Source organism: Chitinophaga pinensis DSM 2588, assembly GCF_000024005.1.
Classification (GTDB): Bacteria; Bacteroidota; Bacteroidia; order Chitinophagales; family Chitinophagaceae; genus Chitinophaga; species Chitinophaga pinensis.
In genome coordinates, this window is record NC_013132.1 from 8570940 (window position 1) to 8586710 (window position 15771).

The 15771-nt window shown below is 45.9% G+C and carries 14 protein-coding genes; 3 read left to right on the forward strand and 11 right to left on the reverse strand.

The annotated features are described in order from the left end of the window. Positions 1–105: 105 nt before the first annotated feature. Both rpsT and CPIN_RS33890 read left to right on the forward strand, forming a co-directional pair. A complete protein-coding gene (gene rpsT / locus CPIN_RS33885; RefSeq protein WP_012794405.1) occupies positions 106–360 on the forward strand; it encodes a 30S ribosomal protein S20 in 255 nt (84 codons plus the stop codon). Between the two features lie 1197 nt (positions 361–1557). Then, complete coding sequence (locus CPIN_RS33890; RefSeq protein ID WP_012794406.1) at positions 1558–3291, forward strand: M14 family metallopeptidase; 1734 nt, start codon at positions 1558–1560, stop codon at positions 3289–3291. 126 nt (positions 3292–3417) lie between these two features. On the opposite strand, the gene CPIN_RS33895 is transcribed toward CPIN_RS33890, so the two are convergent. The 11 genes from CPIN_RS33895 to CPIN_RS33945 form a co-directional block, all read right to left on the reverse strand. Further along, the gene (locus CPIN_RS33895; protein WP_187294722.1) at positions 3418–4455 is read right to left on the reverse strand and encodes a beta-ketoacyl synthase chain length factor; all 1038 of its coding nucleotides are present in this window, start codon (positions 4453–4455) and stop codon (positions 3418–3420) included. A gap of 16 nt (positions 4456–4471) precedes the next feature. Continuing rightward, complete coding sequence (locus CPIN_RS33900) at positions 4472–5686, reverse strand: beta-ketoacyl-[acyl-carrier-protein] synthase family protein (RefSeq protein ID WP_012794408.1); 1215 nt, start codon at positions 5684–5686, stop codon at positions 4472–4474. Between the two features lie 12 nt (positions 5687–5698). After that, on the reverse strand, positions 5699–5956 hold the full coding sequence (locus CPIN_RS33905; RefSeq protein WP_012794409.1) for an ApeE family acyl carrier protein: 258 nt from the start codon (positions 5954–5956) through the stop codon (positions 5699–5701). Positions 5957–6093: 137 nt separating this feature from the next. Next, on the reverse strand, positions 6094–7386 hold the full coding sequence (locus CPIN_RS33910; protein WP_012794410.1) for an ABC transporter permease: 1293 nt from the start codon (positions 7384–7386) through the stop codon (positions 6094–6096). A 10-nt stretch (positions 7387–7396) separates the two neighbouring features. Beyond that, the gene (locus tag CPIN_RS33915; RefSeq protein ID WP_187294723.1) at positions 7397–8143 is read right to left on the reverse strand and encodes an ABC transporter ATP-binding protein; all 747 of its coding nucleotides are present in this window, start codon (positions 8141–8143) and stop codon (positions 7397–7399) included. Next, a complete protein-coding gene (locus CPIN_RS33920; protein WP_012794412.1) occupies positions 8143–9168 on the reverse strand; it encodes a BtrH-related acyltransferase DarH in 1026 nt (341 codons plus the stop codon). The genes CPIN_RS33915 and CPIN_RS33920 overlap by 1 nt, the downstream gene beginning before the upstream one ends. A 45-nt stretch (positions 9169–9213) precedes the next feature. Continuing rightward, entirely contained in the window at positions 9214–9612 is a 399-nt protein-coding gene (locus tag CPIN_RS33925; protein ID WP_012794413.1) for a flexirubin biosynthesis protein DarG, read from the reverse strand. Positions 9613–9805: 193 nt separating this feature from the next. Then, positions 9806–10942, reverse strand: coding sequence for a dialkylresorcinol biosynthesis protein DarB (locus CPIN_RS33930; protein WP_012794414.1), 1137 nt, complete (start codon positions 10940–10942; stop codon positions 9806–9808). Positions 10943–11241: 299 nt separating this feature from the next. Further along, entirely contained in the window at positions 11242–12162 is a 921-nt protein-coding gene (locus CPIN_RS33935) for a hypothetical protein (protein ID WP_012794415.1), read from the reverse strand. Positions 12163–12535: 373 nt separating this feature from the next. Next, positions 12536–13204, reverse strand: a complete 669-nt coding sequence (locus CPIN_RS33940; RefSeq protein ID WP_052306930.1) for a class I SAM-dependent methyltransferase — start codon at positions 13202–13204, stop codon at positions 12536–12538. 122 nt (positions 13205–13326) lie between these two features. Next, the gene (locus tag CPIN_RS33945; RefSeq protein WP_012794417.1) at positions 13327–14046 is read right to left on the reverse strand and encodes a head GIN domain-containing protein; all 720 of its coding nucleotides are present in this window, start codon (positions 14044–14046) and stop codon (positions 13327–13329) included. A gap of 135 nt (positions 14047–14181) precedes the next feature. Here CPIN_RS33945 and guaA point away from each other — a divergent pair, with 135 nt between their 5' ends. Beyond that, positions 14182–15720 carry a glutamine-hydrolyzing GMP synthase gene (gene guaA / locus CPIN_RS33950; protein WP_012794418.1) on the forward strand — a complete coding sequence of 513 codons (1539 nt, stop codon included), beginning with the start codon at positions 14182–14184 and terminating at the stop codon, positions 15718–15720. Positions 15721–15771 lie beyond the last annotated feature (51 nt).

Here is a 15771-nt window from a genome sequence, read left to right on the forward strand (position 1 = left end):
GCACTCAGCAAGGGATATGATCAAATATTCAGGGTAACTTCCTTTTTATTTGTTTTCTATAGAAGTAATTCCTACCTTTGCCGTCCGAAACTTGAAATTTAAACAATGGCAAACCATAAAGCAACGAAAAAAGACGTACGTCAGAGCAAAAAACGGAATGAGCGTAACCGTTATTACGGTAAAACTACCCGTAACGCTATCCGTGATCTGAAGAAATTGACTGAAAAGGCGGCTGCTGACGAGAAGTTGTCTGACGTGATCTCTATGATCGACAAGTTGGCTAAACGTAATGTTATTCACAAAAACAAAGCGGCTAACCTGAAGAGCAAACTTTCTAAGAAAGTAAACACTATCGCGTAAGCGCTTTAGTCCGAAAATAATTGATACAACAGGCTCTTCCTGCAACCAGGAAGGGCTTTTTGTTGTCTATACCTTAGCAATCTGAAGAGATTGCTGCCAGTGGTGAGCTGTATGCCAGCAAAGGAACCTTATCCCGTTGTTGGTATATGCCCACAGCGTTATACAGTTGCTGTCCGGCATTCTAACTCTCAATCAGTTAGCTGCATCAAGCCGGTATCTGGTGCATCTCTGCGCTATCATTCTTCAATAGATGATTCCCGGACGACTCCTATCCCCACGCTCCATCCATTGATATGTATTTTAATTATTACACTAAGTGACAGATATTTAGAAGATGTCTGGCTTGATGATTATCAATAAGATATCTGCGTCAGGTCTACCTTATCTCCATCTCATCTTCATCCCTGCTACTCCCCTGGCACCTGTATTCCCCTGACAATCAATTGATAGACGGCTGTACATCAATATACTCACCCCTTATCATTATCACTGTTCCACGAAGGTTCCACAGTTGTTTCACAAAATGTTCCACAACCATACCATCAGTGTTCCACACAGGCACAACAATAGTTTCGCGGTCGTTCCACGTTTGTTCCACAAGGTTCCACGAAAAATATATAAAATCTGTTTTTGCAAATCCAGATAACACGATTCATTTGCCAAGATTTCCCGGAAGCATTCATCACAGCTCCCAAAGCTCGACTTACCCATAGGACCAATAACTACATAAAGCAATAATTAACAATGTTTTATCTATCACAACGGACCATTTCTGACCATATTACCTAAACCTTTCCACAACTTCCTCCTTTTTACCTGTCATTTCCCTAATTTAGTACCTGGCTCCGGCATAGATACTCCCTATATACTCCGTGTATAGTTCGTGTCTGGCCTAAATTTCAATCCAATAAGGGGCATTTGCGCCAAACACTCCGGAAGTTTCCTTTTTCATCTTCATACTGATGCCGTTCCAGTATTCATTATCCTACGTTAATCCTACGTTCGGGAACGTAAGATTAACGTAGGATAATGAATATTAAACCGACATCAAAACCTTGCTTTACAAGCCAAAAAATCCGTTTTTTTACGCTTTCTTTCTTCATCACTATAAAATAACTTTACTTACTGGTTGAAACTCAGTCAATCATTCCGTGAATATTATTAATTAACTAAAATCACAATACGTATCTTATTTAGATGAAAAAACTCTTCCATATCGCCGTAATCATCTGTTGCTGCTACTCCGCTGCCGCACAGCACATGACCACCCGTTTTGAAAAAACACGGGGACAGGAAACGGCCACCTATGCAGAATGTATCGCCTACTATCAACAGCTCGATAAACGTTTTCCACAGATCCTGGTGAAGGAAATGGGAAATACAGATGCCGGTCTGCCATTACACCTGGTCATCTACTCTCCTTCCAAAGATTTCAATTTTACCAGCCTTCGTCAGAAAAACAAGCGTATTATACTGGTTAACAATGGTATTCACTCCGGCGAACCAGACGGTATTGACGCATCCATGATGTTGCTGCGCGACCTGGCGCTTGGTAAAAAGAAACTGCCGGACAACATCGTGCTGGCGGTTATCCCCGTGTATAACATCGGCGGCGCCCTGAACCGCAGCACCGATTACCGGGTGGACCAGAATGGTCCCGCTGCTTTCGGCTCCCGTGGGAATGCCCGTAACTATGACCTGAACCGCGACTTTATAAAAGCCGACTCCCGCAACGCCCGCTCTTTCCAGCAGATCTATCAGCTGACGGATCCGGACGTCTTTATTGACAACCACGTCAGCAACGGAGCCGACTACCAGCATATTATGACGCTCTTATCCACAGAGCATAATAAAATGGGCGGCGCCATGGGCAATTTCCTGCACAAGGAATTTGAACCCGGCATCTACCGGCTCATGAAAGAAAAAGGATATGACCTGGTTCCCTACGTCAACCACTTTGGTGAGACACCGGAAAACGGATGGATCACGTATGCGGATGGTCCGCGTTATTCCAGCGGCTACACCACCCTTTTCCACACCTTCGGTTTCGTGCCCGAAACACATATGCTGAAACCTTATCCGCAAAGGGTACAGGCTACCTACGCCCTGATGGAATCGTTCATCAGCTTCGTCAGCCAGCACAGCGAAGAAATCAAAACCCTGCGCGCACAAACAAAAGAGCAGGAAAAAACACAGGAACGTTTTCCCCTGGAGTGGAATGTGGATACCACACACTACAGCATGATCAACTTCAAAGGATATGCAGCCATACACAAACCCAGCGAAATCTCCGGAGAACCCCGCCTGTTTTACGATCGTAGCAAGCCTTTTGAAAAACAGGTAAAGTTCTATGACAACGTAGTAGCGGGTAACTTCGTGCAGAAACCAACCGCCTATATCATCCCGCAAGGCTGGTGGAACGTAGTGGATCTCCTGAAAAATAACGCCGTACTAATGCGACGTCTTTCACAGGATACCACCCTCCTGGTAGAAACGTATCATATCGCCGACTACAAAACAGCACAACGTCCTTATGAAGGTCATTACCTGCATAACAGCGTAAAGCTGACTGTTACGCAGGACAGTATCCACTTCCGCAAAGGAGATTATTACATCCCGATGAACCAGGTAGCCAACCGTTACCTGATGGAGACACTGGAACCAACTGGTGGCGATTCTTTCTTTGCATGGAACTTCTTCGATCCGATCCTGGCACGTAAAGAAGGCTATTCGCCTTATGTGTTTGAAGATATCGCAGCAGCCTATCTGCAATCCAATCCTGCATTACAGGAAGAGATGAAACAAAAAAGAGCGGCAGACAGCACTTTCGCTAAAAGCGGAGAAGCACAATTGAGATATGTATATGAACATTCTCCGTATGCAGAACCAGGATATATGAGATACCCGGTGTTTAGAATAATTAGGAATTAGGAATTAGGAATTTATTTATCAATAAACTTTATATACAACAAGAGGCGCCCACTTAATATGGACGCCTCTTGTTGTATAGCAGCTACTGTAATCTCCAATGAATTCCTAATTCGTAATTCCTAATTCCTAATTAACTTTATGCAGCAACATAAAGCTATGCTGCTCTCCAAAGAAATGATTGTAAATAAGCACATGCTTCAATCTCCGTGGTTGTTCTTTTAACATCGGAAACCATTGTACCGGCACCTGTTGCCGCTTCAGTATAGAAGCGCCCATCCATAATGCAAAAGCACTTGCCGTTTCATAATCTCCGCAGAGATGTTTGAATGGTAATTGCGTCTGCAAAGCATAACTGTTCAATACATCATAATAATGCAGGTGATTGCTGTCAGCGTTTGCACCACTCAGTACTATATCTATATCCTCTGCCTGTAATCCATGCTGCTTCAGGAATTGCCCCAACGCTGTATGCAGCTTTTCAGGAGATGGTTTGTATAACATCTGCAAACCGCCTAATTGTGCATAACTCTGTTCCCTGGCCTCCGGGGCCAGTAAGAAGAATGCTGCACCTTCACCGGAAATCGTACCGGGAGAAACATGGCCGTATAATGTATCATTGGAAATCGTTTCCTTCTTCCAATGTCCTATTCTTCCTTTTATGAAAAAATGCTCCGTTGTGATTTCATCGAATGCGCCTGCCAGTACGTCCGGTTTACCTTCAGACAATAACAGCATACTGTCCAGCAACGCATGTTCAAAAGAGAAGCCACGATGTACAAATGTATTGTTGTACTGTGTGCATTTCTGTTGTAATGCGATCAATCCGTTTACTGCATTGTAGGTAGACTGAATGAAAGGCGTCGGATTCAATGCACGTTCTTCGAAGTCGCGTATTTCTTTGATGAAACGCTCTGTATCCTGCAAACTTCCTTTACCGGTACCGGTCACGATAGCACCGGGGACAGCGACACCGCTTTCCTGTAAACATTTCAGGGAAGCGGTCAATCCCATTTTCAATACACGCGTCATACGACGCAGACTATTAGGAGCTATAAATGCACGGTAATCCGGTTCCACACAGGAAAGCATATTCCCCTGGGTCACGGCCATCGGCTGCGACAGCAGATCTCCATCAAACGTATGCTGGGGAGAAATTGCAGCCATTCCTTGTATGTAACACTTACCCTTCATATTTACTGATCAGCAGGGAGGCATTGTTGCCACCAAAACCGAATGAGTTGGATAACACATGACGCACCGGATAATCTTCCAGCAGACTGGTTTCCGGTGTGATGTATAATTCCTCCATTTTATCTTTGAAATGGAGATTAGGAAATATTAACTGATGCTGGATAGCCAGTACGGAATAGATGGCTTCTATACCGCCGGCTGCGGCCAGTGTATGACCGGTAAAAGGTTTCGTACTGCTGAACTTAGGGGGCTGCTCTCCGAATAAACGTTGTAAAGCCATGCCTTCTGCCACATCATTACTGAGGGTAGCAGTGCCGTGTACATTTACATACTGAATATCCGCAGGTACACATCCGCCCATTTCCATCGCACTTTTCATAGCCGCATAGGCGCCATCCCCTTCGGGAGAAGGAGCGGTAGGATGGAAGGCTTCATTGGTGTTGGCATAACCATCTAATGCGGCCAGGATTGTTGCGTTGCGCTCTTTTACCAGCGACTCGCTTTCCAATACAAGATAGGCGGCTCCTTCACCCAGATTCAGTCCGTTACGGTCCTGATCAAAAGGCATACAGGGGCGCTTATCAATATTTTTAAGTGAATTGAAACCATTGAGGGTAAAACGGGTCAGCGCTTCCGTACCACCGCAGATTACGCGGCGCGCCATACCAGCTTTGATCAGTCTGGCGCCATACATCAATGCATTCGCAGAAGATGAACAGGCCGTGCTGATCGTGGCTATATGCCCTTCTATGCCCACAGTATCCGCAATACGCTGGGTACAATCGGCACAGTCGAGGGTATCGATAAATCTGATGAAATCTCCTGTCTTGGCGGGATCAGCAATATCAAAATAAACATTCTCGGTATCACACATGCCACCTACGGTAGATGCGTTGATAAAACCGGTCAGTTCATCCTGTACATGGGTAATACCTGCATTCCGTAAAGCTTCCTGCATCGCAATCAGTCCCAGTAACGCGGTACGGGTATAGCCTTCTTTTCCGGCTACGCCTGCCATTTCACTGAGTTCCGGCGTGGTATGCTTTACCTCTGCTACGGGTAGTACGTCTTTATAAATAGTAGTCAGCTGCCTGGTGTAATCCAGACCGCTCTGTTGCGCACGCAGACTACGAAGATTGCCGGCAACATCATCACCTATGGCGGTGATCATTCCTATTCCTGTTATAAACACACGTTCCGCCATGCCGGGTACTGCTTACGCAGGTTGTTTGGATTGGATGAATTCTGCCATGGATTGTACAGACTGCAAAATCTTTCTTCCTTCACGTGGATCTTCAACTTTAATCTGATAATATCTTTCCAGTAATACCATCAGTTCCAGGGAATCAATGCTGTCGAGTCCCAGACCATCGCCAAACAGCGGCGCATTATCATCAATGTCTTCAGGACGGGTATCCTGCAGGTTCAACGCCTCGATAATCTGAACTTTCAATTTTTGTTTTAACTCTTCCATAGTTTGTTGCAGGTTTATACTTCCATCTTATTTTCAGGAAGCCCGGGCCTCCATGAGCAATTTTTTTGCCAGGGTAGCCGTAAAAATACAGTTTTACCGTCAATAGTCAATGTGTGGCTTACGCACACATCGTTTCATTAGCTGAGTCGTCGTTTCTCGATGGTTGCTGCTATACATAACAGTACTGCTGCAAACACAACCAACTTACTCACATCGCCCCATATGTAACCCACTCCCACATTCCTCAGGTAAATATCGTTGATCGCATCCAATCCCCAGCTTAACGGTGATAAATGCCCTATCAGCTGCATATGTGGCGGCATGATCTCCAAGGGAATCCAGATACCACCGATAGCAGAAAGGATCACGATAGAAATAGCGCCGAAATTCAATGCCTGGTTAGGTGTTTTAAACACCGTACCAACCAGTATACCATAAGAAGTAGCTGCCAGTCCGATACCGATAGCCACCACCAATGCGGCCAGAAAACTCTGTCCCAGTGTCAGCTGTGGCAATCCCAGTAATGGCAGGAGGTAAATACCTACCTGCATCATCAGATAAAATTGTACCACACAAACGCCTACAAAGAACAGCATCTTTCCTGCCAGAATCGCGAGATAGGAACCAGGGATCAGTTTCATCCGCAGCATACTGCCATCTTCTCTTTCCCTGATCATATTACCTGCTATCGGAATCACGATAAAGAACATTGCAAAAATGCTCCAGGCAGGCACATTATGCTGCACAGAGTTGGATATCACATCGAGTTCCTGCGAAGGCCCTGTCAGCTGTTCTTTTAATCCGACAGCCTTCAGCTGTATGTTCATAGAATCATTCTCTTCTGCTACCTCCTTCCGCTTCAGCTGTTTCTTAATTCTCTCCAGCAGCATATCTGTTTCTATCTGCGTCAGGAAATTATCCAATGCCTGATGGATGGCACTTTTAAAAGCTTTTTTAGAGGCAGGATCAAAATACACGGTTACATGCAGCGAATCTTTCCTGTTGCTGACAGGCAATATATTCTCCGGCATCCCCATCCTGCGGGAAATATCATTCACGATTTTATTGGCATTGCTGACAATCGCGCCGGTAGCGCCTTTGGGAATAATGATACAGATCTGATAATTGCCTTCATTCACCAATGCCCTGGCCTGTTGCTCCGTTACCGGTGCGCCCTGTATAGAATCTATCACGTTGAATTGCTTCGTCTCTCCTAGTCCCTCTTTAATATATTTTCCAAGACGTCCGCCATCATTATCCACTGTCAGGATATCAAATTTCAGTTCCTGGTAATCACGGAAAGGTGCATCTTCAATCAATGCCATTACCGTGATCAATACGACCGGCATAGCAAAGAGCAGGGTCAACCCTGTTCTGTCGCGTAACAGTAACAACCATTCTTTCCGTATAGTAGCCAGTAATCGTAACATCCCGTTCTTATTAGTCTCTTAATGCATGTCCTGTATAATGCAGGAACACGTCTTCCAGGTTACGGCAATCGTCATGCCTTGCAATCAGTTCTTCCGTACCGCCCTGTACCACTGCTTTTCCTTCATCGATGATCACCACCTCACTACAGATCGTCTGCGCTTCATCCAGCAGATGTGAAGTATACACAATACTTACGCCCTGCTGATTGTACTCACGCAGGAACTGCAGGATCATAGTGCGCGATTGTACATCCACACCGGCAGTCGGTTCATCCAGTATCAGTAAACGAGGCTGGTGTAAGATCGCCGCGATGATATTGGTACGGCGTTTCATCCCTCCTGAATAATGATGTACCTGTTTATGAGCCGCTTTTTCCAGTCCGAACGCCTGCAGGTACTGATCAATAAGGCTGCGCAGGGGCTTGCCTTTCAGTCCGTACAGGTTACCGAAATACACCAGATTTTCAATCGCTGTAAGGTGTGGAAATAATGCGATCTGCTGTGGCACGACGCCTATCAGTTTTTTGATCGTTTCGCGGTTGGCAGTATTTTGCTGTTGATCAAATATCTTTACCTGACCTGCATCTGCTTTTACCAATCCGCACAGGATGGATATCGTAGTCGTCTTTCCCGCTCCGTTGGGTCCAAGCAAGCCGACGATGCTTCCTTCGGGGAAGCTGAATGAAAGGCCTTTCAGAGATGGTTCCAGCGCTCCTTTATATGTTTTGTGCAGATCCTGCACCAGCATGCTGGTCATTATAATTTCACTTTCGACAATTTCCGGAATAATACTTCTTCTTCAGCAGCACATTGCATCAGCATTTCACTCAGTTCGCCATATGATACGTTATTCGCGCTTCTGCTCTTGCACACCCTGCCTGCATTGAATGCAAAGGTGCGCCAGGTATCACCGATACGGGTCAGCTCTGCTGACAATTCAGATAGTTCTTCTCTTCTGAGAATACCGGCTGCTTCCTGTAAGAAGGCGGCATACATAAACCGGAAACCTGCACCACCGGTGCCTATTTCCTCCTGCATACGGATAATATTCCCCAGGTATAAAACGGCTTTTCTATCCCCTACTTTCTCCGGATAATACTTCAGTCGTTTCGCCAGGAAACGCATCCCTTTCACCCCAAACATCGGCAGCGGAATATTCAGCATATCACTGCAAGCCTGTTTGATACCATCACGGATCGGCTGTTCAAAAGAAATTTCTTTAGGTACTTCTACAGGGTAATACATCTTTCCTTTAGGAGCCGGGAATCCTTTCGCGAAGCGGGCTTCGGCCAGACTCTTTGGATCGATCTCTGTCACCTGCTCCATGATAGGATCGCTGATAAGATAGTTATCTTCATCCTTTCCATAAGCGACCAGGTTATGCGCGTTAAAATGGAAACGATAAGCAGGTGGAAAATATGGGAGGTAGTATACGCTGGATAACAGCCCTACGGGTCTGCCCTGTTCCAGTACGCGATCAAGTGCTTCCATTCCTTTCTGAGGATTAGAGAAGGTCTGTGATGCTATTTTCACCCCCAGGCGTTTGCTCACTCTTTTGAAGATAGCACCTGGTACCACACGATAGGTAGTACCTGGTACACCGTTCACCTTTACAAAGGGCAGGTGACCAAAGAAGATACCGGCGCCTATACCGAAGGCCATCGGTTCACTGATCTCTAATCCGTAGTGACGGAATATATTGGAAATGACGCCACTCTCACAGTGAGCTGTCTGCGCGTGATGAAACTGCGTATCACTCATAACTTCCAGTACCTCATCCATTTGGGTAATAATTTATATTGGCTGGTCCGGCGGTGCCGGCACTGCCTATTTTATATTTTGCAATTCCTGTAGGGTGATCTTAAATGCTGCTGCATACTTCCGCAGCATACCCTCACTCAGTTTGTTAAATACGGCTGGTTTCATATGGCGTTTTACCTGCCATTGAAACTTACCCACATAGCTGGCCAGTAAAGGCAGGTCCATGATGGTTTTTTCCATGTAGTATGCTACCGGACTGATCTCGCCGGCCAGCACACGGGCACGGGCCTGTTGCACACGTTCATTGATCTCTTCCCACGCCTGTTGCATAGCGACGTTTTCGGGTTCCCAGCCTACACTGGTTACCGGTACGTACTGGCCTGCGTTGTCAGTCGCGTAGAACAACTGCTTGAAACTGCCTTCATGCATATTGTTGCCATCCTGGGGAACATCTTCTTTTTTCATGTGTCTGTATTTATGCAAAAAGGAGCATATGCTCCTTTTCAATTAGGAATTAACAATTAAGAATTAGTTCTGTAATTGAATTACTCGTTCTAAATGATCCTAACATTTTTATAGTCAGATTAAGTGAAGGTAAGAGGCTTAAACCACCAGCAATTCCTAATTCTTAATTCCTAATTCCTAATTTCTTTCTAAACTATACTACCGTAATGTGCGCATACGCATACGAGAACCTTGCACTCTCCGGCACCATCATTACAATTGTCTGACCTTTCTTCAGCATATCGTTGTTCAGCAGTTCTTCCAGCATCAGATAAGGAGATGCGGTACCTACGTTACCTACTTTAGTCAGGTTGGTAAACCATTTTTCCTGTGGAATAGGTACGCCCAGTCGGGTAATCTCTTCATCGATCTTAAAGCGGAAGAATTCTGAAGACAGGTGCGGCAGGAAGTAGTCCAGTTTGTCCAGGTCAATATTATAACGCTCAACCAGTTCTTTCCACATTTTTGCGCCGGACGGAACAATGTTTGCGCCCAGCAGGCGGGTATCCTGTTTGAAAGAGAATACGCTGTGCTGTGCCCATTCGTCCGGTGTCATATCGATCCAGCCTGTAGTGCTGCCGTCTTCATTTTTGATAGAACCTGCATACATACAGGTTTCCAGTTCATGTGCATAGGAGGCAATTTCTACCCAGTCTACACGCAGGGACAGACCTTCTTCATTTGGTTTATCCTGGAAGAGGGCTGCACTGGCGCCGTCGGAGAGCATCCAGCGGAGAAAATCTTTTTCGAAAGCAATGATCGGATTGCTTTCCAGTTGCTTCAGGTTTTCTGCTTCGGGCTCGAATTTCTCTGCCAGCATCCAGCTGGAGAATTTCTCAGAACCAGAGCTGACAGCGTTGTTGGTATTACCACATTTGATGGACATCCAGGCATATTTAAATGCCTGCATACCGGCAGCGCATGCACCTGTAGCAGCAATCAGTTCAACCGGCTGGCATTTCAGCAAACCATGCACCATAGCGGCGTGGTTTGGCAGCAGCTGATCAGGGGAAGTAGTTCCACAAGCCAGCAGTTGCAGTTGACTCAGGGGGAATTTATCATCAAACAGACTGTTTACAGCCGTGGCTGTCATTTCAGCATTTGAGTGAGTAGATTTACCTTCTTTATCCAGTGAATAATAACGGGTCTTGATTTTATTATTTCCCAGAATTCTCAAACGGGCACGGGAAGGCTTTCCGTCCACCAAACCCAAAATGCTTTCCATTTCATCATTCCCTACTGGTTCATTTGGCAAAAACTTAGCAAGCCTTGTAATATAAACTTCCTTCATTTGAAATAGATTCCTGTTTTATTATAAGTAGACGCCTATCCTCCATTTAAAGACTGGCTATTGATTGTTAACCTTTTATATTTCCGTTGCAGGCTCCTCGGTCTTTCAGCTGATAGGTCATCCCACCTGGTTATGTCAATTATACTAATGTCCGGTTTGCCCCTTTTCACGACTTTTTCACACACAAACGCCCGTAAATATAGAATACTCTACGGAAATTACCGTAAAACAGTCGTTTACATGTTGTCCCCTTTCAATAATTGTACGATAAGTTTGATTACATGACCAATCCCGAAGACTTAGCGCAGATGTATGCCTTTATAGTACTTTACATCTTCCTGGAGCTTACCCTTATTTAACGCGAGCTTGAATATGGATGTTATCTTGGCGATAGGTGATAATACGAATATGCCGATCAATAATAATCCTCTGTACATGGACACCCTGCCCTGACGCTCAGGAGCGCCCGGACCACCTTTCGCACTGATAAACTTTGACCAGTAGCGGAATGCCCTGATACCCCTGTCTTCCAGCAGGATCAGGTTAGGCAGTAAGTCTACCGCTCCCTGTTCCAGCAGGCGGGGTTGCAATGCGTCCCACTGTCTGTCTTCCAGCACTTTAGCGATCGGTTCTGCAAAACGCGCGGATGCAATAATATCAGCTTCCTGTACACCTGCGGGCGGTAACAGGGAGGTTGCTTCTTTCTTTCCTTTGAACTGCCATCTTAATACCGTGATCAGGGCGACCAGGTTAGGCGATTTATCCACCAATACAATGTTGCCTACCAGGTGTGCACCTGCCTTATGCAGGTATTGCTTTACGCTCTCCTGTGCATTCAGCCACATATTACGACATCCCATCAGCGTGATTACAGGTTTACCTTTCAGCAAACGTGCTGCTGATTCACTCTGCAAAAATGCTGCCGTAGGCTGTGAAGGAGAAAGGAACCAGGGTTGATAAGCCAGGATAACAAGGTCAAAATGCTCATCCGGGTTCACTTTCAGCGGAGCAATGGCACTGGGTTTACCTAATACCGTTTCCGGCATCGTATCATAAAAAACCTGCTTCTTCCACGGGAACTCGAATGGTTTCACTGGTTTCAATTCTTCGTATACGATGGTTGCTTTATCCTGTAAAGGGCCTAATACCGTATCGACGATTCGCTTTAATTGTCCTGTTTGCGTATAATATACAACCAGGATCTTAGGTCGTTCAATCATAAAAGGAATAGGAGGTTCAACAATTGAAGCCGTAAACTTACGAAAAACAACTGTAGGTAAAAGATATTTTTTTGTTATATGAATAGCTGTAATCCTTAATAAAAACGCCCGCCGGAATGTGTTGACACGTTCCGACGGGCGCCGTAAAATATGAAGAAGTATTTAATTCAATAGAAATTTAACAAGGCAGCTGTACCGGATCTGCTCTGGGATCATCCTCCTTTGCCATGTCTTGTGCCCTAGCCAGGTACTGCCATATCCTCTGCATTTGTTTACAGCAGTACCGTGGCCAAAGGACTTAATAAGTTGTATAACAGTTACAAAGATGCTGAAAGAATGCTATCTGAACCGTAAGATAAATGTTAAAGAGTACTTAAATTTTGATTCCCCGTAAACAAATATTCTCCAGCTGAACAGTAGCACCGCCACCCTGTGGAATTTTGGCTTCTTCCGTTGCCGTTATCACTTCAGCGATAGCAAAACCATTTTCCTGCAAGAGGGCTTCTGCATCCTCCACACTATATAAAGTAAACCCGTGCGCACTGAATGGCAGCTGCATCATGGACTCTGCCGAACGGATCGCCAGTATCAGCTCCCCGCCTGTTTCCAGTACCCGGTAGATGGCCCTTAACGCCACCGAAGGTTCATCCCAGAAGTACAGCACATTCGCAGCGAATACCTTTGTAAATGAACCATCTGCGAAAGGCATGGCTTCTGCTTTGCCCAGGTGCAGTTCTACAGTGCCGTCCACGATCCGTGCATCATTTGCACGGGTAGCTTCCTCGACCATCAGGTCAGACATATCCAGTCCCGTGTAACGGATAGCCGCTTCTTTTTCAAATAATGCCGGGATGAAATAGCCATTCCCGAAACCGATCTCCAGTACCTTGTCCCCCGGTTTCAGTCCTAAGAAGTCGAGTACCATATTATATAATGCGGCATTGGACTTATTCATAGCCAAGCCTACCTTAACACCGTCTTCACCTGCCGGTTCGCGCAGCTGACGTGCTACATCGGCGGCATTCATTGCTGGTTTTTCCATTGTATCGCTATTAATAAATGAGGAGTTATTAACATTTCGTCCTTCGCTTAAAAACAAAAGCCAGACAGGCTATCACGTTGAACGCTACCCTGTCTGGCTTCCTTATTAAAAATTTGTCGCTGTTAATCCTTGTGTACAGACCCTGAGCCGGCAATACTGGAGGTCACTTCAGGACTTCCCTTATAGCTCACATCTCCCGATCCAACGATCTTCGCATTCAGTTTCACGCTGGCATGAACATCCGCGTTACCGCTACCGGCTATGGTCACTTTGGTCGTTTCTGTATGCAGCTCACCGCCTTCAAAATTACCGCTTCCTGCCATACTTACCTCCAGATCTTTTGTTTCACCTTTCAGTTTAATGTCGCCGGAACCAGCAGAAGAAGCAATGACCTGCGGACTATTCACCGTTGCGTCCACATTACCTGCACCGGATAACTTAAAGCGCACCGGTTCTGTACTTTCCAGGGTATTGGTAACTATAATATTACCACTTCCTGCCAGAGACAGTTCATAAACGTCAGGGGCTGTTAATTTTATCTTGATGCCGTGATGCGACTTGATAGAGATATCGTCTTTCATATCCACCACCAGCTCATCGTCATGCACAGCCAGTTCGATATACGGCAGGATATTGTCATCCGCTTCAATAATGGCCGCCTGGGCAGGTCCCTGGGTAAATTCCACATCCATGGACCCCTTCAGGGCTACTTTACTATAAGATCCTCCGATTGAACGGGTTTCCGTAGAGACGTTACCGCTGCCTTTCAGGCGACGGCCTCCGCAGCTCTGCAGGGCAAACAATAAAAGGGTTAATCCTGAAACATAAAGGACTTTCTTCATACTGGTTGATATTTAGTTGAGTTTTAAAATGGCGATTAAAAAACATGTGTCCCGCGAATATAAGAACAAACCCTTACAGACTATTCGCATTTTCAAACTTGGGATTTCATATTTGGCCGTTATCTTTGCACCACCATGACAGAAAAGATACTTATACTCGACTTTGGTTCCCAGTACACGCAGCTGATTGCCCGCAGTATCAGGGAGTTGAACATTTATTGTGAGATCAAGCCTTGTCTCGCACCTATTCAGTGGGACGATACGGTGAAAGGCATTATTCTCTCCGGTAGTCCGTTTTCGGTAAACGATGCCGGTGCTCCGACCGTTGACATAGCTGCCATGGCGGCAAAAGTACCGGTGCTGGGTGTGTGCTATGGCGCTCAGCTGACAGCCAAAGTATTTGGCGGTGAAGTAGCTAAAAGCTCCATCCGTGAATACGGTCGCGCCTTTATGGACCACGGTAACAAGGAGGAAAAGCTCCTGTATGATATCTCTTCCCGTAGCCAGGTATGGATGAGCCACTCAGATACCATCGTCAGAATGCCTGAAGGTTTTGAGATCATCGCTCATACCGACAATATCCCGGTTGCTGCTTTCAAATCTGAAACAGTTGCCAAACACCCTATCCTCGGTCTGCAGTTCCACCCGGAAGTAACGCATTCCCTGGAAGGTAAACAGTTGCTGCGCAACTTCCTGGTACACATCTGTGGATGTGCACAGGACTGGACACCTGCAGCTTTTGTACAGGAAACGATCGAAAAGATCAAAGCACAGGTAGGCGATAAGAAAGTAGTAATGGCGCTGAGCGGTGGTGTTGACTCCACTGTAGCGGCAGAACTGATTCACAAAGCCATCGGCAGCAACCTGTATTGCATATTCGTAGATAACGGCCTGCTCCGTAAAAACGAATTTGAAAACGTACTGGATTCCTATAAACATATGGGCCTGAACGTAAAGGGCGTGAACGCAAAAGATCTCTTCTTCGGAGAACTGAAAGGCGTAAGCGATCCTGAAAAGAAACGTAAGATCATCGGTCGTCTCTTCATCGAGGTATTCCAGCAGGAAGCTACCCTCCTGACAGATATCTCCTTCCTGGGTCAGGGTACTATCTATCCTGATGTGATCGAATCTGTTTCTGTAAATGGTCCTTCCGTAACCATCAAATCCCACCACAACGTAGGTGGTTTACCAGAGAAAATGAACATGGGACTGGTCGAGCCACTGCGCTTCCTCTTCAAAGATGAAGTAAGACGCGTAGGTCGCGAGATCGGTATCAGCGAAATATTCCTGGGCCGTCATCCTTTCCCTGGTCCGGGTCTGGCTATCCGTATCCTGGGTGAGATCACCCCGGAGAAAGTAGCCATGCTCCAGGAAGCAGACGCGGTATATATCGACGGACTGCGTGAAGCAGAACTCTACGATAAAGTATGGCAGGCAGGTACCATCCTGTTGCCGGTACAGAGCGTAGGTGTAATGGGAGATGAAAGAACTTACGAATTCACCGTTGCACTCCGTGCCGTGACTTCTGTAGATGGTATGACTGCCGACTGGGCACATCTGCCATATGAGTTCCTGGCAAAAATGTCAAACGATATTATCAATAAAGTGAAAGGGATTAACCGTGTGGTGTACGATATCAGTTCAAAACCACCGGCTACCATCGAATGGGAATAAAGCCTTTACACCGTATTTAGAAACGCTTAATGCTGAGGCACTTATATATGT

Bases quoted from the DNA above. Each gene is read 5' to 3' on its own strand.
- CPIN_RS33895 (WP_187294722.1), bottom strand. From the start codon at position 4,455: ATGGCTGCAATTTCTCCCCAGCATACGTTTGATGGAGATCTGCTGTCG.
- CPIN_RS33890 (WP_012794406.1), top strand. From the start codon at position 1,558: ATGAAAAAACTCTTCCATATCGCCGTAATCATCTGTTGCTGCTACTCC.
- CPIN_RS33910 (WP_012794410.1), bottom strand. From the start codon at position 7,386: ATGTTACGATTACTGGCTACTATACGGAAAGAATGGTTGTTACTGTTA.
- CPIN_RS33935 (WP_012794415.1), bottom strand. From the start codon at position 12,162: ATGATTGAACGACCTAAGATCCTGGTTGTATATTATACGCAAACAGGA.
- CPIN_RS33915 (WP_187294723.1), bottom strand. From the start codon at position 8,143: ATGACCAGCATGCTGGTGCAGGATCTGCACAAAACATATAAAGGAGCG.
- CPIN_RS33945 (WP_012794417.1), bottom strand. From the start codon at position 14,046: ATGAAGAAAGTCCTTTATGTTTCAGGATTAACCCTTTTATTGTTTGCC.
- CPIN_RS33925 (WP_012794413.1), bottom strand. From the start codon at position 9,612: ATGAAAAAAGAAGATGTTCCCCAGGATGGCAACAATATGCATGAAGGC.
- rpsT (WP_012794405.1), top strand. From the start codon at position 106: ATGGCAAACCATAAAGCAACGAAAAAAGACGTACGTCAGAGCAAAAAA.
- CPIN_RS33940 (WP_052306930.1), bottom strand. From the start codon at position 13,204: ATGGAAAAACCAGCAATGAATGCCGCCGATGTAGCACGTCAGCTGCGC.
- guaA (WP_012794418.1), top strand. From the start codon at position 14,182: ATGACAGAAAAGATACTTATACTCGACTTTGGTTCCCAGTACACGCAG.
- CPIN_RS33930 (WP_012794414.1), bottom strand. From the start codon at position 10,942: ATGAAGGAAGTTTATATTACAAGGCTTGCTAAGTTTTTGCCAAATGAA.
- CPIN_RS33920 (WP_012794412.1), bottom strand. From the start codon at position 9,168: ATGGATGAGGTACTGGAAGTTATGAGTGATACGCAGTTTCATCACGCG.
- CPIN_RS33900 (WP_012794408.1), bottom strand. From the start codon at position 5,686: ATGGCGGAACGTGTGTTTATAACAGGAATAGGAATGATCACCGCCATA.
- CPIN_RS33905 (WP_012794409.1), bottom strand. From the start codon at position 5,956: ATGGAAGAGTTAAAACAAAAATTGAAAGTTCAGATTATCGAGGCGTTG.